At 55.4% G+C, this 22196-nt stretch carries 22 protein-coding genes; 8 read left to right on the forward strand and 14 right to left on the reverse strand.

What is annotated here, in order from left to right:
• Positions 1 to 131: 131 nt before the first annotated feature.
• From lpxD to ACUVOF_RS04175, 12 genes are all read right to left on the reverse strand, one after another.
• Entirely contained in the window at positions 132 to 1166 is a 1035-nt protein-coding gene (gene lpxD, locus ACUVOF_RS04120; RefSeq protein WP_447043150.1) for a UDP-3-O-(3-hydroxymyristoyl)glucosamine N-acyltransferase, read from the reverse strand.
• 52 nt (positions 1167 to 1218) lie between these two features.
• Complete coding sequence (locus ACUVOF_RS04125) at positions 1219 to 1719, reverse strand: OmpH family outer membrane protein (RefSeq protein ID WP_447043235.1); 501 nt, start codon at positions 1717 to 1719, stop codon at positions 1219 to 1221.
• Between the two features lie 72 nt (positions 1720 to 1791).
• Positions 1792 to 4143, reverse strand: a complete 2352-nt coding sequence (gene bamA, locus ACUVOF_RS04130; protein WP_447043151.1) for an outer membrane protein assembly factor BamA — start codon at positions 4141 to 4143, stop codon at positions 1792 to 1794.
• Positions 4144 to 4243: 100 nt separating this feature from the next.
• The gene (gene rseP / locus ACUVOF_RS04135) at positions 4244 to 5602 is read right to left on the reverse strand and encodes an RIP metalloprotease RseP (RefSeq protein ID WP_447043152.1); all 1359 of its coding nucleotides are present in this window, start codon (positions 5600 to 5602) and stop codon (positions 4244 to 4246) included.
• A 49-nt stretch (positions 5603 to 5651) separates the two neighbouring features.
• The gene (gene ispC, locus ACUVOF_RS04140; protein WP_447043153.1) at positions 5652 to 6851 is read right to left on the reverse strand and encodes a 1-deoxy-D-xylulose-5-phosphate reductoisomerase; all 1200 of its coding nucleotides are present in this window, start codon (positions 6849 to 6851) and stop codon (positions 5652 to 5654) included.
• Entirely contained in the window at positions 6848 to 7678 is an 831-nt protein-coding gene (locus ACUVOF_RS04145) for a phosphatidate cytidylyltransferase (protein ID WP_447043154.1), read from the reverse strand. The genes ispC and ACUVOF_RS04145 overlap by 4 nt, the downstream gene beginning before the upstream one ends.
• Positions 7671 to 8459 carry a polyprenyl diphosphate synthase gene (gene uppS, locus ACUVOF_RS04150; protein WP_113268507.1) on the reverse strand — a complete coding sequence of 263 codons (789 nt, stop codon included), beginning with the start codon at positions 8457 to 8459 and terminating at the stop codon, positions 7671 to 7673. Before uppS ends, ACUVOF_RS04145 begins: the two co-directional genes overlap by 8 nt.
• Positions 8460 to 8551: 92 nt before the next feature.
• Positions 8552 to 9109, reverse strand: coding sequence for a ribosome recycling factor (gene frr, locus ACUVOF_RS04155; RefSeq protein WP_447043155.1), 558 nt, complete (start codon positions 9107 to 9109; stop codon positions 8552 to 8554).
• Positions 9110 to 9113: 4 nt separating this feature from the next.
• Positions 9114 to 9893 (reverse strand): UMP kinase, encoded by a 780-nt coding sequence (gene pyrH / locus ACUVOF_RS04160; RefSeq protein WP_113268505.1) that lies wholly within the window; start codon positions 9891 to 9893, stop codon positions 9114 to 9116.
• Between the two features lie 121 nt (positions 9894 to 10014).
• On the reverse strand, positions 10015 to 10884 hold the full coding sequence (gene tsf / locus ACUVOF_RS04165; RefSeq protein WP_447043156.1) for a translation elongation factor Ts: 870 nt from the start codon (positions 10882 to 10884) through the stop codon (positions 10015 to 10017).
• Positions 10885 to 11112: 228 nt separating this feature from the next.
• The gene (gene rpsB, locus ACUVOF_RS04170) at positions 11113 to 11862 is read right to left on the reverse strand and encodes a 30S ribosomal protein S2 (RefSeq protein WP_240716930.1); all 750 of its coding nucleotides are present in this window, start codon (positions 11860 to 11862) and stop codon (positions 11113 to 11115) included.
• Between the two features lie 136 nt (positions 11863 to 11998).
• Positions 11999 to 12205, reverse strand: a complete 207-nt coding sequence (locus ACUVOF_RS04175; protein WP_447043157.1) for a hypothetical protein — start codon at positions 12203 to 12205, stop codon at positions 11999 to 12001.
• A 2-nt stretch (positions 12206 to 12207) separates the two neighbouring features.
• Between ACUVOF_RS04175 and map the strand changes: the two genes are divergently transcribed.
• From map to ACUVOF_RS04210, 7 genes are all read left to right on the forward strand, one after another.
• The gene (gene map / locus ACUVOF_RS04180) at positions 12208 to 12999 is read left to right on the forward strand and encodes a type I methionyl aminopeptidase (RefSeq protein ID WP_447043158.1); all 792 of its coding nucleotides are present in this window, start codon (positions 12208 to 12210) and stop codon (positions 12997 to 12999) included.
• The gene (locus ACUVOF_RS04185) at positions 12999 to 15674 is read left to right on the forward strand and encodes a [protein-PII] uridylyltransferase (RefSeq protein WP_447043159.1); all 2676 of its coding nucleotides are present in this window, start codon (positions 12999 to 13001) and stop codon (positions 15672 to 15674) included. The genes map and ACUVOF_RS04185 overlap by 1 nt, the downstream gene beginning before the upstream one ends.
• Before the next feature lie 89 nt (positions 15675 to 15763).
• Positions 15764 to 16960 (forward strand): succinyldiaminopimelate transaminase, encoded by a 1197-nt coding sequence (gene dapC / locus ACUVOF_RS04190; RefSeq protein ID WP_447043160.1) that lies wholly within the window; start codon positions 15764 to 15766, stop codon positions 16958 to 16960.
• Between the two features lie 42 nt (positions 16961 to 17002).
• The gene (locus tag ACUVOF_RS04195) at positions 17003 to 17347 is read left to right on the forward strand and encodes a Spx/MgsR family RNA polymerase-binding regulatory protein (RefSeq protein WP_113268498.1); all 345 of its coding nucleotides are present in this window, start codon (positions 17003 to 17005) and stop codon (positions 17345 to 17347) included.
• Positions 17348 to 17406: 59 nt separating this feature from the next.
• A complete protein-coding gene (dapD, locus tag ACUVOF_RS04200; RefSeq protein WP_447043161.1) occupies positions 17407 to 18432 on the forward strand; it encodes a 2,3,4,5-tetrahydropyridine-2,6-dicarboxylate N-succinyltransferase in 1026 nt (341 codons plus the stop codon).
• Complete coding sequence (gene dapE, locus ACUVOF_RS04205) at positions 18419 to 19591, forward strand: succinyl-diaminopimelate desuccinylase (RefSeq protein WP_447043162.1); 1173 nt, start codon at positions 18419 to 18421, stop codon at positions 19589 to 19591. The genes dapD and dapE overlap by 14 nt, the downstream gene beginning before the upstream one ends.
• Positions 19588 to 19977, forward strand: coding sequence for a hypothetical protein (locus ACUVOF_RS04210; RefSeq protein WP_113268495.1), 390 nt, complete (start codon positions 19588 to 19590; stop codon positions 19975 to 19977). Before dapE ends, ACUVOF_RS04210 begins: the two co-directional genes overlap by 4 nt.
• A gap of 110 nt (positions 19978 to 20087) precedes the next feature.
• On the opposite strand, the gene ACUVOF_RS04215 is transcribed toward ACUVOF_RS04210, so the two are convergent.
• Positions 20088 to 20633, reverse strand: a complete 546-nt coding sequence (locus tag ACUVOF_RS04215) for a cold-shock protein (protein ID WP_447043163.1) — start codon at positions 20631 to 20633, stop codon at positions 20088 to 20090.
• A 112-nt stretch (positions 20634 to 20745) separates the two neighbouring features.
• Here ACUVOF_RS04215 and ACUVOF_RS04220 point away from each other — a divergent pair, with 112 nt between their 5' ends.
• Entirely contained in the window at positions 20746 to 20994 is a 249-nt protein-coding gene (locus ACUVOF_RS04220; RefSeq protein WP_447043164.1) for a SlyX family protein, read from the forward strand.
• 30 nt (positions 20995 to 21024) lie between these two features.
• Here the strand turns inward: ACUVOF_RS04220 and ald are convergent, their stop codons facing one another.
• Positions 21025 to 22143, reverse strand: a complete 1119-nt coding sequence (gene ald / locus ACUVOF_RS04225; RefSeq protein WP_447043165.1) for an alanine dehydrogenase — start codon at positions 22141 to 22143, stop codon at positions 21025 to 21027.
• Between the last annotated feature and the right edge of the window lie 53 nt (positions 22144 to 22196).

Consider the following 22196-nt stretch of genomic DNA (forward strand, 5'->3'; position numbering starts at 1 on the left):
CTGGAACTCATAAAGAGAGTCAGGCAAATACCAGCACGCAGACTGGCTAAAAGGCTGTAGATTATACCTCACTACTGCCTAGTTTTACGCCAGCAGTAGGCACTCCATTCAGCTGTTATCTACTATTCGCACTAATCGCGCTGCTTTTTTTCCAACCTCGCTAGACGTTTAGCGATGTCATCTAGCTGTTTAAAGCGGACTGCATTTTTACGCCACTGGGTATTGGCCATAGCACCGGTACCGGAGGAGTAAACCCCAGGTTCATGAATCGAGTTTGTTACCAAACTCATTCCTGTCACTTGAACACCATCGCAGATAGTCAGATGGCCAGCTAAACCAACCCCCCCGCCTAGCATACAATGCCTGCCAACTTTGGTAGAGCCCGCAATACCCACACATCCCGCTAACGCGCTGTGGTCGCCAATGATGACGTTATGAGCAATTTGCACCTGACTATCAATTTTGACGTCATCGCCAATCACGGTATCACCCAAGGCGCCACGATCAATGCTCGAACAGCTCCCCACTTCAACGTCATCTCCCAGCACGACACCACCCAACTGGGCAATTTTATGCCAGCCTGCGCCGTCATGGGCAAAACCAAAACCATCACCACCGATAACGCAGCCGCTTTGCAATATTCCCCGTTTACCAATCACCACGCCGTGGCACAGAGTAACATTGGCATGTAAACGCGTTGCTTCGCCGATGGTGCAGTCAGCCCCGACAACGCTGCCGGCCCCGATCACCACTCGGTCCTCCAGCACCACACCTGATTCAACCACGGCATGCGCTTGAATGGAGACATCTGCGCCTACCTGCACATCATCAGCGACAACCGCAGTCGGGTGAATACCCACCACGTCGCGAGCGGGTAACGGATCAAACAGCTGCGATAGTTTGGCGTAGCCTAAATAAGGGTTTTCGATCTCAAGGCGCGGTACCGGGCAGTGCTTGCCATGCTCAGGGTGCAGTAATACTGCCGCGGCCTTAGTCGATGCCAAATCTTTCAGATAGGCGCGATTGGCCAGAAAAGCCACTTGATCCGGCTGCGCTTCTTTTAGCGTTGCCAAACCACGTATTGGCTGTTGAGCATTGCTGCTAACGGCAATACCCAAGTGGCGCGCAATGTCTGCAAGGGTAAGGTGATAAGAAGCGTGCGTCATGGGGACCCAGGAAACTTTGGTGTGGCAGGGCCACACCAATCATCGTTTAAAATTAGTTCAAGGTATTAAAGATCTCAGTAACCTCATCGGTCACATTGGGCAGATCAACCCCTGAATGCAGTACGCCCTGGGGCTCGACCAGCACATCAATGCCGTGGCGTTCCAGCACCTCTGCGACGGCTTGTTCCAGTTTCGGTTCAGCACCCTCCAGAAACTGCTGTTCAGAGCGTTGCTGTGCCTGCATGACTTCCTGGCGCAGCTGTTCAAAACGGCTGCCTTTTTGCTGTAATTCACTCATCAGCGATTCGCGCTGAGACTGCGCCATCGTTTCGCCTTCGTTCTGCAGGCGCTGCTGGAGCTGCTGGAGCTCATTCCCCAAGCTCTGGGCTTCACGCTGTTGATTGCCGATTTGCCCTTCAAGACTACTCAGTGACTCTTGCGCAGATTGAGTATTCATCAATGCCGCTCGCCAGTCCAACACTGCTACTTCCGCGGCGTGAGCAGGCAAAATCATCGCGCCCAACAGGCATACAATCGCTGTCAGTTTACGCATCATGTTAACTCCTTAGATTACGCTAGGCGCGCCACCATGGTACGCGGTCTAGCAAAATTAGAACGACTGCCCTTAGAACGATTGTCCTAATGAGAACTGGAAGAACTGTGTATCGTCACCGCTCTCATCGTTTAACGGTTCCGCGACACTAAAGGTCAGCGGGCCCACGGGTGTCAGCCATGAGAGGCCAATACCGGCACTGTAGCGCAAATCGCCTAGATCAACGCCGGAGTTGCACTGCTGACGCCCTGCATCTTCTGCAAGCACATCGTAGCAAGAGGTCAGGAAGGTATTACCGCCATCCAGGAATAGCGATGTTTGCAGCGCGCGCTGATCTTCAATAAAGGGCAGCGGGAAAATGATCTCGGCGCTACCTTCTACTGAAACGTTACCGCCCAGGGTGCGGTCACGACCACCTTCTGTTGCTGGCGTGGTGCGCTGCCCAAGCGTATTCGAGGTGAAGCCACGCACCGAGCCTAGACCGCCCGCGTAGAAGTTTTCATAGAAGGGGTAGGGATCGTTGCCGCCCAGCGTATCGGCATAGCCGACGTTGCCGGTAAATTTGAACGCCCAGGACTCGTCATCGTTAATCGGGAAGAGCTGTTGAGCTCGCGCGCGCAGCTTGTAGTACTCCGCATCACTACCCGGCACACCGGTTTCCAGCGACAAGCGCTGATAGCTACCATCGGTCGGCATGATACCTCTGTTGAGGTTATTGCGCGTCCAACTGGCGGTTAGTTTTAAACTTTGCGCATTTTCACCCTGGTCATCGACGTAACGGCGAATTTCCGAGGCTGTGTCAGAGTAGGTTTTCACCGTCAGGTCTTCAATGCTGGCACCAAAATTGAGGCGAGACAGCTCGCTGACAGGGTAACCGAAGTTGATACCGGCACCGTAGGCGTCCGTGGAGTATGTCGAAATATCCGAATCGGCATAGTCAGTTTCGCGATAAAACAGATTATAACCACGCGAAATCCCGTCCAGTGTCCAGTAGGGATCGGTAAAACCAAAGTTAACGCTGGTGAAGGTATCGCTGCGCTGAGCCCCTACATTGACCCGGTTACCCGTACCCAAAAAGTTATTTTGTGACAAGCCGACGCCGTAAATAACCCCGGCACTCTGGGAGAAACCAACGCTGGCAGAGACCGACCCTGAGGGCTGCTCTTCAACATTATAAGTCACGTCAAGTAAATCCGGCTCACCAGGTACAGGCTGGGTATCCACTTCTACTTGGCTAAAAAAGCCCAGGCGCTCAAGGCGCTGACGCGATTGTGTAATGGCTTCGGTAGAAGCGGGTGCGCCCTCCAACTGAATCATTTCACGCCGCAGCACTTCATCCTGGGTAGTCGTATTACCGTAGAACTCGATACGACGCACGTAGGCGCGTTCACCGGGATTGACGGCAATCACCAGATCGACCGTTTCACCGTCCCCTGCCATTTCAGGCACGCCTTGAATATCAGCAAAGGCGAAGCCTTCGGCACCCAAACGCTGGCGCAGGGCCTCGGTGGAGGCATTCACATCGCCGCGGGAGAAAATCTCTCCCTCTTTAACGGTGAGTAACTGGCGAGCTTCGTTTTCACTGATCTGTAGATCACCCGCGAAACGAATATCACCCACCCGGTACTGGGCGCCTTCATCGACGTTCAGAGTAATAAAGATTTCGGACTTTTCAGGGCCAATCGACACTTGAGTAGAGGTGACATCGAAGTTGACGTAGCCACGATCCAAGTAGAACGAACGCAGCCGCTCAATGTCACCGGACAGTGCTTCACGGGAATACTCATCGCTAGAGAACCAGCCGAAAATGCGCCCGGGCCGATCATTTAGCTCAAATACCTCACGCAGCGTTTCGTCATCAAAAGCCTCGTTGCCGACAATATTGATCTGCCGAATCTTGGCGACTTCGCCTTCATTGATATTGATATTGACCTGTACTCGGCCTTCATCAACTTCTTCAACTTCGGTATCAATACTGGCGCTGTAGCGCCCTTGAGACTGGTAGACACCTTCCAGCTCGCGCTGAATCTCCTCGAGCGTAGAAAGCTCCAGCACCTGGCCTTCAGAGAGACCTGATTCGCGCAAGCCATTGCGCAGGTCTTCTTCAGATATCTGGTCGTTACCGCTAATCTGTAACCGCGCAATGGTTGGTCGCTCAACAACTTGAATAATGAGTACATCTCCCTCGCGTGCCAGAGAGACATCGTCAAATAGCCCAGTGGCAAACAAGTCACGGGCAGCGGCAGCCAGCTGCGCTTCGCTGACGCGCTCATTGGCACTCACAGGGAATGCATTGAAGACCGAGGCGGCGGAAACCCGCTGCAGTCCTTCCACTCGAATGTCAGAAACATCAAAGGATTGTGCTTGAGCGCCGCTAGCGCCCATCAGCAAGAGTGCCGCCATTCCAAGGGTCTTGATTTTCATGCAGTCAATTCGCTCGCGTTGGTCTGCCTATTATTCCAGAAAGGCACCATATACATTTGTGCAGGCAGATGACAAGGCATCCTGCGCGCTACACGCGTCATTACCACAGGCGCATCAGATCAAAATAGAGGGCCATCAACATCAGGGTGCCGACCATGGCAAGCCCAATGCGTAACCCTACGGCTTGGGTTTTTTCAGATACTGGTCGTCCACGCACGACCTCCATAAAATAATAAAGCAAGTGACCACCATCGAGCACGGGTATAGGCAGTAAGTTAAGCACCCCAAGGCTGATGGAAAGATACGCTAGAAAGCCGACAAACGCTTCCATTCCTGCACGGGCTGAATCGCCTGAGACCTGCGCAATGGTAATTGGCCCCGACAGGTTGGAGGGCGAAATAAGCCCAACCAACATCTTTCGAATAGCGTCGATAGTGAGTAGCGTCATCTCACCGGTGCGCGAAAGCGCCTGGCCTACCGCTTCGATAGGGCCGTAACGGATTTCACGCTGGAATTCTGCTGGCCACTCGACCTGCTCAGCGCCTGCACCGATATAACCAATTTCAACCCCGGTTTCCAAGCGGTTACGCCCAGGCGTTAAATTAACGGTTTCCTGCTCGCCATCACGCTCGTAGGTGAGTTGCAGTGTTTCGCCAGGACTACCGCGCACGATATTGACGAAGTGCATCCAATCATCCACTGGTTCGCCATTAACCGCCACCATCCTATCGCCAGCTTCTAGGCCTGCCTGTTCTGCGGCCTCCCCGCTCACGACTTGGCCTAAGATAGCCGGGAATTCCGGCTGCCATGGGGTAATACCGAGCGTTTGTAATGGCTGTGGCGGGTCTTGGCGAACCAAATAATCATTGACGGGCAACCCATAGCGCTGCGCGTCACTCGCGCCTTCAGGGCGGGCGTCGATATCCAACTCACCACTGAAGCCAATAATCGACACCAGCTTGAGGTTAACATCTTCCCACGAGCGCATCTCATCGCCCTGAATGGCGACAATTTCATGACCTTCGACAAGCCCTGCCTCCGCGGCGGGAGAGTCAGGCGCAACACTGCCTACCATCGGCGAAACCACCGTGGTACCGGCGACAAACAACGCCCAGTAGGCAAAAATCGCTAGCAAAAAATTGGCGACAGGCCCCGCGGCCACTATTGCAATGCGCTGCCAAACGGTCTTGCGGTTAAATGCCTGATCGAGCTGGCCTTCTGGCACAGGCGCCTCGCGCTCGTCCAACATCTTGACATAGCCGCCCAGCGGAATCGCCGCTATCGCATATTCTGTGCCTTGCCGGTCCACCCGCGACCACAGCGGCTTGCCAAACCCCACCGAAAAACGCAGCACTTTGACACCGCAGCGCCTAGCCACCCAAAAGTGCCCAAACTCATGGAAGGTCACTAACAAGCCCAGCACTACAATGACCGCTAAAATATTTTGTATCAGGCCCACTCCACTGTACTCCTTAACGCCCCGCTTTTACGACCAGCCCAGCGAATGCTTAAGCGGACCATCGTTTTACCAGTTCCAGCGACTGATGCCGCGCCCATTGATCGGTAGCTAAAACGCTTTCAAGGCTGTCGACACGACCTTCATAAGGCCGCGACAGGACTTCGGCCACCAGTTGCCCAATGGCTGTAAAGCCGAGCTGACGTTGGAGAAAAGCTTCAACAGCCACTTCATTGGCCGCGTTTAACACAACAGGTGCCATCTCCCCCTCCTGCATTGCTGCACGAGCAAGCCCCAAACAGGGGAAGCGGGCTTCATCAGGAGGTTCAAAATCGAGCCGTGCCACTTGGAAAAGATCCAGCGTTTCGACCCCGGCGTCAATTCGTTCAGGCCACGCTAGCCCATAGGCAATAGGGGTACGCATATCAGGATTACCTAACTGCGCAATCACCGAGCCATCGTGATACGCCGCCATGGAATGAATCACGCTTTGCGGGTGCACCACTACTTGTATCTGCTCAGGTGTTGCATCGAATAGCCAGCACGCTTCAATCAGCTCTAATCCTTTGTTCATCAGCGTGGCGCTATCCACTGAGATTTTACGCCCCATTGACCAGTTAGGATGAGCGCAAGCCTGTTCGGGAGTGACATTATTGATGTCAGCCTGGCTCCAAGTACGGAACGGCCCCCCAGAAGCCGTTAGTAGCAGTTGAGATATGCCGTGACGTGCCAAGCCACCACGATGCTCCGTAGGTAGACACTGATAGATGGCATTATGTTCGGAATCAATTGGTAATAGCGTTGCGCCCGCGCGCGTAACAGCATCCATAAACAGTGCGCCGCTCATTACCAGGGCCTCTTTATTGGCTAATAGCACGCGCTTTCCCGCCTCAGCGGCTGCCAGCGCAGGCAGTAAGCCCGCGGCGCCCACAATTGCCGCCATCACACAGTCTACGCTAGCGTCTCGAGCAACCTCGCAAAGTGCCTCTTGCCCTACGCTCACCTCGGTGGATTGGCCAGCACGCTTAAGCTCATGGCGCAACCAAACGGCATCGGCCTCCTCATTCAACACAGCGACAGCGGGTCGATGCGCCAAACACTGAGCAAGCAGCGATTCTTTCGAGGTGTGCGCGGTCAAGGCATGGACACAATAGCGGTCGGGGTGACGACTAATCACATCCAGCGTGCTTGTGCCGATAGAGCCTGTCGATCCGAGCACCGTCACGCGTTGCTTATTAGTGAGTTGGCTCATAGTGGCGGCACCCGAGCAAACACCTCAACCAGGACTTCCACATAAAACAGTGCAAACAGCGGAATCGCCGCCGTCAGGCTATCAATGCGATCCAGCACCCCGCCGTGGCCGGGGAGCAACTGGCTCGAATCTTTGATATTGCGATGGCGCTTGAGCATGCTTTCCAGCAGATCCCCTAGCACAGAGGCCAAGGTGACGACGGCGGTGATGAGTATCAGGGTAATGCCGCCAGCTAGGCCCAGCGGCAACCACAGTGCAAAGAGCATGGCCAAGATAGTGGTCGCAACTAGGCCACCAAACACGCCCTCCCATGATTTGCCAGGACTTACGTGGGGCGCCAATTTGCGCTTACCCCAATTACGTCCCACAAAGTAGGCGCCTATATCCGCGCACCAGACCAACAGCAGCACAAACAACAGCCAAGCCACACCAATATCACGCAGAACGTTAAAGCCCACCCAGCAGGGCAACAGCACCCATAGGCCCATCGCCAACCGCCGTCCAGTGGCCTGCCACTGGCCACCTGCTGCAGGGTAGCGGGTTACCCAGTAGAGATTCACCAGCCAGCCAGCGGCGGAGAGCCAAAGCGGCCATATCGATGTGGCCGCCCCGGTCAGCCACATGATCAGCATTAGCGCCGCCATCACGGCCACTAGCTGGGCACGCTGCGCCGTAACGGAAACGCCCGCCAGATTGGCCCACTCCCAGGTAGCAAGTAGCACCATCAACGCCGTAAATAGCGCGAAAGCGCCGCCGTCTAAACCAAACAGGCCAACCAGCACCAGGGGTGCTAGCCAGGCTGCGGTGATAATCCGCTGTTTAAGCACCCTGCGCCTCTATTTGTTCATCCGTCATGCCAAAGCGACGACGGCGCTGACAGAAGTCGTTTAATGCCGCATCAAACGCATCCGCACCGAAATCCGGCCATAGCAACGGGGAAAAGTGCAGTTCCGCATAGGCCAACTGCCAAAGCATAAAATTGGACAGCCGCTGCTCACCACTGGTACGTATACACAAATCTACAGGTGGCACATCATTCATACCCATGGCGGTATCAAAGCACGCCTCGTCAATCTCTGAAGGTGCTAATTCGCCGGCCGCCACCTGCTCCGCTAACGTGCGCGCCGCACGGGCAATCTCCCACTGTCCACCATAATTGGCGGCAATGACAAGGTGCATACCTGTATTGTGGGCAGTTAACGCTTCAGCACGCTGAATATGCTTTTGAATCGCGTGGGAAAAGCCGCGCTGTTCGCCAATAATCGAGAGACGAACATTACGCTCATTGAGCTTTTTGACTTCCCGTTTCAGCGCCATCAAAAACAGCTCCATCAATGCATTGACTTCCGCCGCTGGGCGTTTCCAGTTTTCACTAGAGAAAGCAAACAGGCTCAGCGTTTGCACATCGCGCTCGGCAGCTCGCTGAATTACCGCGCGAACGGTTTCGACGCCTGCACGGTGTCCGCGCACTCCCGAAAGCCCACGTGCGCGCGCCCAGCGGTTATTACCATCCATAATGATGGCAACGTGCGACGGCGGCGCCTCCCCTGTATGAGAAGGCAAGTAGGCGTCGTCCGGCTGCTCCCCAGGAAGCTGCGGTGACGTCATGGTTTCTCGTCCCAAAGATCAGTCATAAAAAAACCAGCCAGAGTGTGGCAAAACGGGCAGCATAAGCTGCCCGTGGCTGAATTAAATACAGTTTAAACCTGCATGAGATCCTGCTCTTTTGCGACCAGCGCTTTATCGATTTCAGCAATATATTTATCGGTCAGCTTTTGGATCGCGTCCTCACCTTCACGCTGGTCGTCTTCGGTAATATCTTTATCTTTCAACAATGATTTGAAATCACCATTGGCATCACGGCGCACGTTGCGCACAGCCACACGCGCATTTTCGGCTTCGCTACGCGCTTGCTTGATGTAACCTTTGCGAGTCTCTTCGGTCAGCATCGGCATCGGCACACGAATCACGTTGCCTGCGCTGGCCGGGTTCAAACCCAGATCCGAAGTCATGATGGCCTTTTCAATTTTCTGCACCATGCCCTGCTCCCACGGCGCAATCGTCAGCGTGCGGGCATCTTCTACGTTGACTGAGGCCACTTGGCTGAGAGGCACTTGGCTGCCGTAATAGTCCACAGTCACGGCGTCTAAAATGCTCGGATGAGCACGGCCGGTACGAATTTTATTAAAGTTACTGTGCAGCGCCTCAACGCTTTTTTTCATGCGCGATTCGGCATCTTTCTTAATATCGTTGATCACGTCATTACCCTCTGTATATCAGCGTGCCTTCCTTGCCCCCTACAACCATATTCAGTAGGGCACCAGGCTTATTCATATCAAATACCCGCACCGGCATATTATGGTCACGTACCAGGCAGATAGCGGTCAAATCCATAATGCCCAATTTTTGATCCAGGGCGTCATCGTAAGAGAGCTGGTCATACTTCACAGCATCGGTATTTTTTACCGGGTCTTTATTGTAAACACCATCGACTTTGGTCGCTTTAATCACCACATCCGCATCGACTTCAATACCACGCAAACAGGCAGCGGAATCGGTGGTAAAAAAGGGGTTACCTGTTCCTGCAGAAAACAACACGACGTCCCCGGAGGTTAAATAACGGATAGCGGTACGCCGATCATAGTGTTCTACCACGCCGCTCATCGGAATGGCCGACATGACTCGCGAACGAATGTTTGAGCGCTCTAAGGCGTCGCGCATCGCCAGCGCATTCATTACAGTCGCCAGCATTCCCATATGGTCGCCGGTAACACGGTCCATGCCCGCTTCATTGAGTGCCGCACCGCGGAACAAGTTGCCACCGCCAATCACGATACCCACTTGTACCCCAATGCCGACGAGCTGGCCAATTTCCAACGCCATACGGTCAAGTACCTTCGGGTCAATACCAAAATCATGCTCACCCATCAGCGCTTCGCCAGAAAGTTTGAGCAAAATACGCTTGTATTTTGACTTTGAACTCTCAACGTTGCCTTTGCTGGGTGCTACGTGGGGGGTAGGCTCTTGAACATCACGTGACATAGCATCTCTCCTGAGGCAGACCTGAACATAGGCAGGTGGGGCAGCCCCACTTTATACAAGGGCCGGATACGCGAAGGCGTGCGCTTACGCGCACGCCATCTTTTTACTGAAACCTCTGACCTCAGCGACGGCCAGCCTGTTCCATAACTTCTTTGGCAAAATCAACTTCTTCTTTCTCGATGCCTTCGCCAACTTCAAAGCGTGTGAACCCAACCACTTCGCCGCCCGCCGCTTTGACGAATTCAGCTACGGTCTGGTTCGGGTCTTTAACAAACGGCTGCTCGGTCAGGCTGTTTTCAGCCAGATACTTTTTCAAGCGGCCCTGAACCATTTTCTCAGCGATCTGCTCCGGCTTACCAGCCATATCAGGCTGTGCCAGGATAATCGCTTTTTCCTGATCCAACTGCTCTTGCGGCATGTCGGCAGGATGGGCAACCGCAGGATTGATCGCGGCTACGTGCATCGCAACGTCTTTCGCGACTTCCGTAGTACCGCCTGTCAGTACGGTCAGAACGCCAATGCGACCGCCGTGAACGTATTCACCGACCAAGCCACCGTCAGCAGCGTTAACAACAACGGCACGACGTACGCCGATGTTTTCACCGATTTTCTGTACCAACTGCTCACGCGCCGTTTCCAGCTCGCCCGCCATCACGGCGGCGACATCTTCGCTTTTTGCAGTGAAGAAAGCGCCGGCGATCTTGTCGGCAAAGGCGATGAAGTTGTCATCACGAGCAACAAAGTCAGTCTCGGAGTTGATTTCGACCATTACGCCGTAGCTGCCGTCTTCCGCTACACGTGTTACCACAACGCCTTCGGCGGCGATGCGGTCGGCTTTCTTAGCCGCTTTTAGGCCTGAGCTTTTACGCAGGTTTTCAATCGCAACTTCGATATCACCGTCGGTTTCGGTGAGTGCTTTTTTACACTCCATCATGCCGAGACCGGTACGTTCGCGAAGTTCCTTGACCTGAGAGGCGCTGATAGCTGCCATGAGAATTCACCTCTGAAATGGTTCTATGAGAGTTAAACGCAACACAGAGTATAGGCATGATAAATGACCATCATGTATCACGCTGCCCTATGTCTCTCTGTATTGCGGGGCCGGTATCGAGTGCCGGCAAATTCTTCCGCCCAGGCGTTTCACCTTTCGCGGGAAAAAGGGGGCATAGCCCCCTTTATCTTGATGCGGCACATCTGCTTACCGCACCCACTGCTGCGATTACTCGGCAGCCGTGTTGTCTTCAGCTGCAGCGGCCTCTTCGGTCACTTCAACGAACTCTTGAGCATTGCCTTCTTTGGCACGACCACACGCATCCGCAATCGCTTTAACGTAAATCTGGATAGCGCGGATAGAGTCATCGTTGCCTGGGATTACGTAATCAACGCCATCGGGGTTGGAGTTAGTATCCACCACGCCGATAACCGGGATGCCCAGCTTGTTGGCTTCGTTGATCGCGATGCGCTCGTGGTCAACGTCGATCACGAAAAGTGCGTCCGGCAGGCCGCCCATGTTTTTGATACCACCGATAGAACGCTCAAGCTTGTCCTGCTCGCGAGTCGCCATCAAGACTTCTTTCTTGGTCAGCTTCTCGAACGTGCCGTCTTCGCGCATGGTTTCAAGATCACGCAGACGCTTAATCGACTGACGAATGGTCTTGAAGTTAGTCAACATGCCGCCCAACCAGCGATGGTTGACGAACGGCTGACCAGCACGGTTAGCTTCTTCTTTAATTACCTTGCTTGCGCTGCGCTTGGTGCCAACAAACAAAATTTTGTTGTTGGATGCCGCCATCTTCTCGACCACATCGATCGCTTCGTTCAGCGCCGGAAGGGTGTGCTCAAGGTTGATGATGTGAATCTTGTTGCGCGCGCCGAAGATAAATTTGCTCATCTTCGGGTTCCAGTACTTGGTCTGGTGGCCGAAGTGAGCACCTGCTTTAAGCAGGTCACGCATATTAACGTGAGACATGGTAAAACTCCTGAAACTCGGGTTAGGCCTCCACGCACCCCATGGATCCGACCGTTGACCACGTTAGACGCTGCCAGCGGCACCCGGGACCATGTGCCGGTGCATGTGTGTTTTTAAGGCTTGATGTTTTTAGTGATTAATCAAGCAGCGTAGCTCTTGAAAGGCACGCTGCGGATTCATCGCCCTGCCCTACTGCGTCCTTCCCAGCCAAGAAGCTCGGAATCACGATTGCAGGAAAGCGCGCGGCTTTATACCATAGATCATTGCCAAGATGAAGTCGCACCCGGTTTGACGGTCTTAAATTGCGCCATTCAATTTTCCATTCTGCATTCATATCGAGCATTCATGAACGTTCCTATCAAGACGCCTTCTGAAATCGAACACATGCGCGAAGCCGGGCGCCAAGCGGCTAGCGTGATTGAAATGATCACACCCCATATCCAGGCAGGCATTAGTACGGGGGAAATCGACCGTCTCTGTCATGAGTATATTGTTAACGAGCTGGGCTCGACCCCTGCACCGCTGAACTACCATGGTTTTCCCAAAGCGACCTGTACGTCGATTAACCATGTGGTATGCCACGGCATCCCCGACGACGCCAAGAAGCTCAAAAATGGCGACATCATGAACCTGGATATCACCGTTAAGACCCAAGACGGCTATCACGGCGACTCCAGCGTGATGTTCGTAGTAGGTGAGACGATTCAGGGCGAACGGCTGTGCCGTATTACTCAGGAGTGCCTGTATAAAAGCATTGAGTTGGTGAAACCTGGCGTGCGCCTCTCGGAGCTTGCTCGCGTGATCCAAAAGCATGCCGAAAGCAGCGGCTACTCCGTCGTTCGCGACTTCTGTGGCCATGGCATCGGTGCCGAATTCCACGAAGAACCACAGTTTCTACACTATGATGGCTACGCACCGGATGCCGACATCAAGCTCGCCGCGGGCATGTGCTTTACCATCGAACCGATGATTAACGTCGGCGGTTATAAAACCAAGGTACTACGCGATGGCTGGACCGCCGTCACCAAAGATCGCAGCCTTTCTGCGCAATGGGAACATACGCTGCTGGTGACCGAGGGCGGTGTCGAAGTACTGACCGCGCGCGGCGATGAAGACCTCAGTTTTCTAACCAAATAATGCTTCTCCACCACCACCGGTTTCAGCCGGACACCACGCTTTTCGACTTAGACCTGTTCCGTACCGAGCTTGCCGGTTCGCGCTCGCCAGTAGCGCCCTTTAAGGCCGCGCTGCGCGAGCTACAGGCGCGCCTGGACGACCAATTTCGCGCCGGTGCGGACATTCGCGACCTTGTACGCGGCCGTGCCTGGTACTTGGATCAACTGCTAGCGATTGCCTGGGCGCAGCATGAGTGGCCCGATGACGGCATTGCACTGGTGGCGGTTGGCGGCTATGGCCGTGGTGAGCTACACCCCCACTCGGATATCGATCTGCTGCTACTACTGGAGCAGGACGACGACACCGCCTACCGCGAACCGTTGACCGCTTTTATCACATTCTTATGGGATATTGGCCTAGAGATCGGGCATAGTGTGCGCTCGCTCAACGACTGCGAACGGGAAGCCGAAGCGGACGTGACCGTGATTACCAACCTGCTCGAATCTCGCCTGATTGCGGGACCAGAAAGCCTGCGCGAAGCGATGCGCGAACGCCTCAGTGCCGAGCACATTTGGCCCGCCGACCGCTTCTTTGAGGCCAAGTGGCAGGAGCAGATCTCGCGCCACTACCGCTATAATAACTCCGAATACCACTTAGAACCGAACCTCAAAAGCTCCCCCGGCGGGCTACGCGATATCCAGATGATCGGCTGGGTGGCCAAGCGCCACTTCGGCACCGAGCAGTACACCGATATCGTCGCCAACGGCTTTATGAACGATGCCGAACTGCGCATATTGAGCCAGGGGCAGGCTTTTTTGTGGCAGGTGCGCTATGCCCTGCACGTACTTACCGACCGCGCCGAAGACCGCCTGCTGTTTGACCACCAGCGCACCATCGCCGAAATGTTTGGCTTCCGCGATACGCCGGAACGTCTGGCGGTCGAGCAGTTTATGAAGCGCTACTACCGGCATGTCACGGCCCTCGCGGGCCTCAACGACATGCTGCTGCAACACTTCGACGAAGTGATCCTACGTGGAAAGGAAGCGCTGGAGACCATCAAGCTGAATGAGCGTTTCGAGACCAAAGGCGGCTATATTCAGGTCCGCTCACGCAATCTGTTTCGCGAGCGGCCTGCCGCTATGCTGGAGCTGTTTTTGCTGATGGCCAAGCACCCCGAGATCGAAGGGGTACGCGCCGACACCATCCGGCTGATTCGCGACCACCGCCACCAGATTGACGACCACTACCGGGAAGACCCGCGGCACCAGCGGCTGTTTATGGCCATTATGCGCGCGCCCGGCAACGTGCCGCGCCAGCTCCGGCGCATGAACCGCTACGGCATTTTGGGCAAATACCTGCCCGAATTTGGTCGCGCCGTAGGCCTAATGCAGCACGACCTGTTTCATATCTATACCGTCGATGCCCACACCTTGCGGCTACTCAAGTTTCTGCACGGTTTCCGCAAACCGGAGGCAAAGGGTGATTTCCCGGTGGCGGCAGCACTGATGCAGCAGCTTCCCAAGCTGGATCTACTGTGGATGGCCGGCCTGTTTCACGACATTGGCAAGGGGCGCGGCGGTGACCACTCGGAAATCGGCGCCCGGGACGTCGAACAGTTCTGCCAGCGGCATCACGTTTCGCCCCACGATACCAATCTGGTCAGTTGGCTGGTGGAGCACCATTTATTGATGTCGATGACCGCGCAAAAGCGCGACATTAGCGACCCCGATGTGATTCGTGATTTTGCCTTGGTGGTGCGGAATGAAACCCGCCTCGACTACCTGTATGTACTCACCGTGGCCGACATCAACGCGACCAACCCGACACTATGGAACGGCTGGCGGGCGTCGCTGCTGCGCCAACTGCACGCTGAGACCAAGCGTGCATTGCGCCGTGGTCTGAATAACCCGCCCGACCGGGATGACTGGGTGCGGGAAACGCGCACCGAGGCACGCTCTTTGCTGCTAACCATCGGCGTTAATCGTGAGCAAATCGATCATCTCTGGGAATCGTTAGGGGAAGACTACTTCCTGCAGTACGCGCCCAGCGAAATCGTTTGGCAGACCCAGGGCATTCTCAATCACAACCAGTCGCCGCTGCCGTTGGTGCTGATCAGCGCGCCGACTGCGGACATGTCCGAAGGCGGCACCAAGGTATTTATCCATACCCGTTCGGTGGATGATCTGTTCGCCGCCACCGCCGCTGCCATGGAGCAACTGGGGCTGTCGATCCACGACGCGCGCATCGCCACCTCCCACAACGACTGGACACTCAATACTTTTATTGTGCTCGACAGCCACGGCCAGCCGATTCGCGATCCTGCGCACATCGAGGAGATGCGCCTGCACTTGGTCGAAGAGCTCGATGATCCCGATGATTATCCAGATATCGTCACGCGCCACACGCCGCGCCAGCTCAAGCATTTCAAAGTACCCACGGAAGTGCTGATTGAGCAGGACCCGGCCAATGAGCGCACCATGCTGGAACTAACGGCCCCTGACCGCCCCGGCCTGCTGGCTCGCGTGGGGCGAATCTTCATGGAGCAGGATATCTCGCTTTCGGCGGCGAAAATCGCCACCCTTGGCGAGCGGGTGGAAGACGTATTTTTCATTACCACCAAGGCAGGCGAACCACTGACCGACCCTGAACGCCAACAGCAGCTACGCGAGCGGCTGATTGAAGTGTTAGGGGTTTAAGTCTCTTCGCAACCCCGGTTAGGTTTGAGCCTGTACCGGGGCTTGCCTATAATCGTCGGTTTACGTCGCCAGCCATCAACGGACACATCATGAACGCCGATCTTGACGCCCTGCATCCCTACCCGTTTGAAAAGCTGGCCGCGCTGAAAGCCGAGTTAACGCCACCCACTGACTTAGCGCCTATTCCGCTGACCATCGGTGAGCCTCAACATGCTCCCTATTCCGCAGCGCTGGAAGCATTAGTAGCGCACCAATTGGAAATGTCCCGCTACCCCGCCACCAACGGTTTACCTGCGCTACGTGAAGCCATCGCTAACTGGGCAACCCAACGCTTTCAGCTACGCGAACTCGACAGCGAACGGCACGTCGTTCCGGTCAACGGCACCCGGGAGGCAATCTTTGCCTTTGTACAGGCAGCCCTGGATCGCACACAGCCAGCTAAAGTCGCGGTACCCAATCCGTTTTATCAGATTTACGAAGGTGCAACGCTGCTGGCAGGCGGCGAGCCGCTCTATTTGGACTGCACCGCTGAGAATAATTTTCGACCTGACTTTAGTGCGGTGCCTGCCGCTACTTGGCGCGAGGTGCAGATGGTGTTTATCTGTTCACCGGGCAACCCCACCGGCGCAGTGACGCCTCTTGAGGAGTTCAAGCAGCTCATTACACTGGCCGATGAGCACGACTTTATCATCGCCTCAGACGAGTGTTATTCGGAGCTGTATTTGGACGAGACCGCTCCGCCGCCCGGGCTATTACAAGCCTGCGCCGAGCTGGGTCGCGATGACTACCGTCGCTGCGTCGTGTTTCACTCGCTCTCCAAACGCTCTAACTTGCCCGGCCTGCGCTCGGGTTTTGTGGCGGGCGATGCCGCCCTGCTAACGCCGTTTAAGCGCTACCGCACCTACCATGGCTGTGCCATGTCGCTGCCTATTCAGCATGCGTCTATCGCCGCCTGGCAAGATGAGCAGCATGTGCGCGCTAATCGCGACGCCTACCGGGAGAAATTTAGCGCGGTGACCGATGTGCTGGCGCCTGTCATGAGCTTCCCTGCGCCTCAAGCCAGTTTCTATCTCTGGCCCGCAGTACCGGGCGGCGACGACATTGATTTCACCCAGCGCCTGTTTGCCGAACAGCATGTTAGCGTGCTGCCCGGCAGCTTAATGGGGCGCACGGGAGCAAACGGCAGTAACCCGGGTGCTGGGCGCGTGCGGCTAGCACTGGTGGCCGAATTGGCGCCTACGCTGGAAGCGGCACAGCGTATTCGTCATCTGATTGAGCACGGCTAGCTGAATAGCCGAATCCGCTCACCCGTTCTTTAAGGAGGCTGTATGCTGACGCTCTATAGTATTAATACCTGCGACACCTGCCGTAAGGCGCGAAAAGCGTTGGAAGGCAAAGGTATTGCGTTTAAGACCTACGACCTTCGAAAAGATGGCCTTTCGGCGGGTCTGCTTGAGCATATTTTAGAACGTGTACCGCTTGTCGATGTCGTCAATAAGCGCAGCAAAACCTGGCGCGACCTCCCTCAAGAAGAGAAAGACGCCTTTGATACGTCTGCCCGCCAGATACTGATGAAACATCCCACGCTACTGAAGCGACCGCTACTGGAAGTAGACGACTCGACCATTTTGGTTGGCTACCGCGACGGCGATTACGACAAGCTGAGCGGTTAATCGCTTAGCCGCTCTCACTCTTTATTCTCCCCCGACTGATCACTACAGGAAACTCTATTATGTTGAGCTTTGCGCTTGGAATCGGCACCCAAAACACCCAGGGCGACTGGCTGGAAATCTACTATCCGGCACCACTGCTCAACCCGTCGGCAAGCTTGGTGGAGGCCGCTCAGCAAGCCCTGGACGCTCCCCAAGGCAACGCCGCCATTAGCTTTTTGCCAGAAGACTGCACACGCTTAGCAAAAGCGCTAGAAGCCACTGGACACTCTGCCCAGGCGGAGCTTGCTGAAGCGCTTTCTGCTAGCCAGCGGCCGTTGGTTGCCATGTTCCTAGAAACCGACCAGCCGCCACAAACGGCCCCCGAGGTGTATCTCAAACTGCACCTGCTCTCCCACCGTTTAGTGAAGCCCCACGGGCTGGATCTGACCGGCATGTTTGGCCTGTTGCGTAATATTGCCTGGACCAACGAAGGCGCGATTGATATTGAAGAGCTGCCCGCACGCCGGTTGAAGGCGCGCATGGCGGGGCGCGCACTCTCCGTGGACTGCGTGGACAAATTCCCCAAAATGACCGATTACGTCGTGCCTACCGGTATCCGAATTGGCGATACCGCCCGCGTGCGGTTGGGCGCTTACCTGGGCGAGGGCACCACCGTAATGCACGAAGGCTTCGTCAACTTCAATGCAGGCGCCGAAGGCCCGGGCATGGTCGAAGGCCGCATTTCGGCGGGTGTGATGGTGGGTAAAGGTTCGGATCTCGGTGGCGGCTGCTCGACCATGGGCACGCTCTCCGGCGGCGGCAATATCGTGATTAAAGTCGGCGAAGGCTGTTTAATCGGCGCCAACGCGGGCATCGGCATTCCGCTAGGCGACCGCTGCACGGTGGAAGCAGGCCTTTATATCACTGCAGGCTCCAAAGTGACCCTGCTGGATGACCAGGGCCAGGAAGTGAATACCGTCGCCGCTCGCGAGCTTGCCGGTCAAGATGATCAGTTGTGGCGCCGCAATTCGCAGAATGGTCGCATTGAGTGCTTGACCAACAAGAGTGCTATCGCCCTGAACGAGGCGCTGCATGCCCATAACTGAGCCTGAAGCGCTGTCACCCACGCTGCAACTTGCCTTTGAGCTACTACGCCGACCCTCGGTAACGCCGGATGACGAAGGCTGCCAGGAGCTCATGATTGAGCGCTTAACAGCACTCGGTTTTCATATTGAGCGGCTGCCGTTTGGTGATGTGAAAAATTTTTGGGCAATACGCGGCCATCATGGCCCCGTTGTGGCTTTCGCGGGTCACACCGACGTGGTGCCCAGCGGCCCCTATATCAACTGGCAGTACCCACCGTTCGAGCCCTGTATCGATGACGAGGGAATGCTATGTGGGCGCGGTGCTGCCGACATGAAAGGCAGCTTGGCCTCCATGCTGACCGCCGTTGAGCGCTTTGTGGCAAGACACCCGGCGCATGATGGCCGTATTGCCTTTTTGATCACCTCCGATGAGGAAGGCCCAGCGATCGATGGCACCCGCGCAGTGGTTGAGCATCTACGCGAGCGGAATGAACGCCTTGATTACTGCATTGTCGGCGAGCCATCCTCGACCGCGCGCCTGGGCGATGTGATCAAAAACGGTCGCCGCGGCTCGCTAGGGGCTACGCTCCATATCAAGGGCATACAAGGCCACGTCGCGTACCCGCATTTAGCGCGCAATCCTATTCATCAGGCGATGCCAGCACTCGATGCGCTGGTTAACGAACACTGGGATGCGGGCAACGACTTTTTCCCCGCCACCAGTTTTCAGATTTCCAACCTACGGGCAGGCACCGGGGCTACCAATGTGATCCCGGGCGATGTGGAAGTGGTATTTAACTTCCGCTTCTCGACCGAAGTGACCTCTGAAGAGCTCAAAGCACGTACCGAGGCTATTCTCGCGCACCATGGCTTGGCATATCAGATAGACTGGACGCTTAACGGCGAGCCTTTCCTGACCGCTGAAGGCGAGCTTGTCGACGCCGCTATCAAAGGCGTTGAGGCCGTGACGGGGCAACGCCCGATGCTCTCTACCAGCGGCGGCACCTCGGATGGTCGCTTTATTGCCACCCTGGGTGCTCAGGTGGTCGAACTAGGCCCGCTCAACGATACCATTCACAAGGTCAATGAACGCGTTCGCGCCAGCGATCTGGACGATTTAAGCCGGGTTTACGAGGCAACGCTGCAAGCACTGCTCACGCCCGGCGAGGTAAGCGTATGATGGAGCGTTACCCCGATATAGAAATTTACCTAGCCAACGTTTCGTTAGATGCCCTTAATGAGTGGCTAAAAAGCACGTTAATAGCGCCACCGCTTAGCCCAGCAGGCAAAGGCAAATGGCAAACCCGGGGTCAGTATCAGGGCGACTGCGTACCGGTGTTATTAGTAGACAAAGCCGCCGATGGATTTGCCAGCCTATGGTTTGATAGCAACCACACGCCTTGGTTGACCGATCAAGAGTGTGCCCAACAAGCCGCTGAGGCACTGCAGACCGAAGTGCGCTGCTCGTTAGGCGGCTGGAACCCTGGCGATGACCCCGACCGTTTCTGGCAAGTGCTGCCCGGCGGCAAGGAAGGCGCCATAGAGTGGCCTGATTCAGGTCGCTAAAAGAGCTTCCTATAAACGTAAACGACCCCGCCGAGGCGGGGTCGTTTGCTATCCAACTGTCAATAATATCTCGCAATGCTAAGCTGGCAATACCAAATTAGATCGTTAGTTTACTCAATAATGCTGACATCGTCGGCCTGCAAACCACGCTCATTTTTAATCACGTGGTAACGCACAATTTGGCCTTCAGCTAACATACGCGGGCCACGACCACGAATGGCGCGAAAGTGTACAAAGACATCTTCACCATTATCGCGAGTGATAAAACCGTAGCCTTTGTTGGTATTGAACCACTTTACTTCCCCCTCTTCACGGCCATCATTGGGATCGATAATGTCTTCTTCCTCATCATCGTCCACAGGAGCAGCCGCTTGAGGCTGGCGTGATGCTGGTTTAGAACGGGCCACTACATCGGACGCTACCACTACCGAAGGCGCAAAAGCAGCAGACGCTAATGTGCCGACACAAAGAACAATAAAACAACCTATCGCAACGGCAATATAGACACCGCTAGCTCCACTTATTGCCAGCTCGGCCATCCAAAGCTCAGCGAGGGCACTATCGGTTAAATGAATAATCCCCGCCAGCAGAAGTGGCGTGGGGGCGGCAAGTAATACACTGATTAAGAAACAGCGAAACACAACTTTTGGGTTCATAGAAAATAAAAGCTCTCTTGTTGTATGGGTAACAGACGAAGGACAATACCCGCACTATCAGGCCCATTCCCAATAGCACCGGCATACTACTACATAAGGTTGCAATGTTATCATGACCAACGAATTATCGCCTGCTGAGCTAACCCAACTCGTTGAATCGCTAGAAAGCCGCATAGCCCATCAAGAGCACTGGCTGGACACACTGGACCAAGCCGTGGTTCAGCAGGAACGCCGTTTGGAAAAACTAGAGCAGTTGAGTGGTTTGATGCGCGAACGCCTGCGCGAGCAGCATCAGGCACTCCAGGCAAGCGAACCCCAGGGCGGCCAGCGTCCTGAGGATGATGTTCCGCCACACTATTAAGCTAATGATAGCGCCAACAAGTGGTATTAATTAGCTTCGAACAACACTCGCGGGATCGCTGCTTTCCAGCCCAAAGGCGTCTGCCACTGCTTGGTAAGTAACCTGGCCAGCATGCACGTTAAGACCTGGCAGGAAATGTGAATCATCACGCAACGCCTGCTGCCAGCCTTTATCCGCCAGCGCGAGTACAAAGGGCAGCGTGGCGTTGGTCAGCCCCTGGGTAGACGTACGTGCTACCGCGCCAGGCATATTCGCTACGCAGTAGTGCACCACCCCATCGACAATATAGGTCGGCTCGGCGTGAGTCGTGGGTTTGCTAGTTTCGAAACAGCCACCCTGATCGATCGCTACATCCACCAGCACGCTCCCAGGCTTCATATCAGCCAGCATACTGCGAGTGATTAATTTTGGCGCAGCGGCACCGGGCACCAGCACTGCGCCAATGATCATATCCGATTCGCGCGTGGCAATTTCAAGCGCGTCTGCCGTGGAGTAAACCGTTCTGATACGCCCTTGATAGCGGTCATCGAGCACTTCCAGCCGCGCCAATGATTTATCCAGAATGGTGACCTCTGCGCCTAACCCCAACGCCATACGGGCGGCATTTTCACCCACCACACCACCACCAATGACGGTCACTTTACCCGGCGCCACACCGGGCACACCGGGCAGTAGCACATCCGCGCCGCCCTGAGCTTTTTCCAGGCTGTGAGCACCCGCCTGAACAGCCATACGTCCTGCAACGGTACTCATGGGAGCGAGTAGCGGCAGGCCACCCCTGGCATCGGTAATCGTTTCATAGGCAATACAGGTGGCACCGCTTTCCATCAGGCCACGAGTAAGGTGTTCTTCAGCGGCGAGGTGCAGATAGGTGAACAGTGTGTGCGCTGGGGTGAGCCGCGCCACCTCGTCCGGCTGCGGCTCTTTCACCTTAAGGATTAGCTCGGCATTGCGCCACAGAGCGTCCACATCGGCTTCGATCTGCGCGCCAGCAGCTTGAAAATCAGCATCGGCAAAGCCAGCGCCGTCACCAGCGCCCGACTGAACGCTTACCTGATGACCGCGACCGGTTAACTCCCGTGCGCCAGTCGGCGTTAAGGCCACGCGATATTCGTGATTTTTAATCTCTTTGGGAACGGCGATTTTCATTGGTCTTTCCTTTGCTTCTAAAGGTCAGTCGTCTTATTAAGCAAATTACAGCA

Source organism: Vreelandella sp. H-I2, from assembly GCF_052959335.1.

What these genes read in the sequence shown, in the direction of transcription:
- ACUVOF_RS04195 (WP_113268498.1), top strand. Translation starts at nt 17,003, where the DNA reads ATGCTGACGCTCTATAGTATTAATACCTGCGACACCTGCCGTAAGGCG.
- ispC (WP_447043153.1), bottom strand. Translation starts at nt 6,851, where the DNA reads ATGAGCCAACTCACTAATAAGCAACGCGTGACGGTGCTCGGATCGACA.
- pyrH (WP_113268505.1), bottom strand. Translation starts at nt 9,893, where the DNA reads ATGTCACGTGATGTTCAAGAGCCTACCCCCCACGTAGCACCCAGCAAA.
- bamA (WP_447043151.1), bottom strand. Translation starts at nt 4,143, where the DNA reads ATGAAAATCAAGACCCTTGGAATGGCGGCACTCTTGCTGATGGGCGCT.
- ACUVOF_RS04185 (WP_447043159.1), top strand. Translation starts at nt 12,999, where the DNA reads ATGCTTCTCCACCACCACCGGTTTCAGCCGGACACCACGCTTTTCGAC.
- rpsB (WP_240716930.1), bottom strand. Translation starts at nt 11,862, where the DNA reads ATGTCTCACGTTAATATGCGTGACCTGCTTAAAGCAGGTGCTCACTTC.
- ACUVOF_RS04215 (WP_447043163.1), bottom strand. Translation starts at nt 20,633, where the DNA reads ATGAACCCAAAAGTTGTGTTTCGCTGTTTCTTAATCAGTGTATTACTT.
- ACUVOF_RS04175 (WP_447043157.1), bottom strand. Translation starts at nt 12,205, where the DNA reads ATGCTCGATATGAATGCAGAATGGAAAATTGAATGGCGCAATTTAAGA.
- tsf (WP_447043156.1), bottom strand. Translation starts at nt 10,884, where the DNA reads ATGGCAGCTATCAGCGCCTCTCAGGTCAAGGAACTTCGCGAACGTACC.
- ald (WP_447043165.1), bottom strand. Translation starts at nt 22,143, where the DNA reads ATGAAAATCGCCGTTCCCAAAGAGATTAAAAATCACGAATATCGCGTG.
- ACUVOF_RS04220 (WP_447043164.1), top strand. Translation starts at nt 20,746, where the DNA reads ATGACCAACGAATTATCGCCTGCTGAGCTAACCCAACTCGTTGAATCG.
- dapC (WP_447043160.1), top strand. Translation starts at nt 15,764, where the DNA reads ATGAACGCCGATCTTGACGCCCTGCATCCCTACCCGTTTGAAAAGCTG.
- dapE (WP_447043162.1), top strand. Translation starts at nt 18,419, where the DNA reads ATGCCCATAACTGAGCCTGAAGCGCTGTCACCCACGCTGCAACTTGCC.
- uppS (WP_113268507.1), bottom strand. Translation starts at nt 8,459, where the DNA reads ATGACGTCACCGCAGCTTCCTGGGGAGCAGCCGGACGACGCCTACTTG.
- lpxD (WP_447043150.1), bottom strand. Translation starts at nt 1,166, where the DNA reads ATGACGCACGCTTCTTATCACCTTACCCTTGCAGACATTGCGCGCCAC.
- dapD (WP_447043161.1), top strand. Translation starts at nt 17,407, where the DNA reads ATGTTGAGCTTTGCGCTTGGAATCGGCACCCAAAACACCCAGGGCGAC.
- map (WP_447043158.1), top strand. Translation starts at nt 12,208, where the DNA reads ATGAACGTTCCTATCAAGACGCCTTCTGAAATCGAACACATGCGCGAA.
- ACUVOF_RS04125 (WP_447043235.1), bottom strand. Translation starts at nt 1,719, where the DNA reads ATGCGTAAACTGACAGCGATTGTATGCCTGTTGGGCGCGATGATTTTG.
- ACUVOF_RS04210 (WP_113268495.1), top strand. Translation starts at nt 19,588, where the DNA reads ATGATGGAGCGTTACCCCGATATAGAAATTTACCTAGCCAACGTTTCG.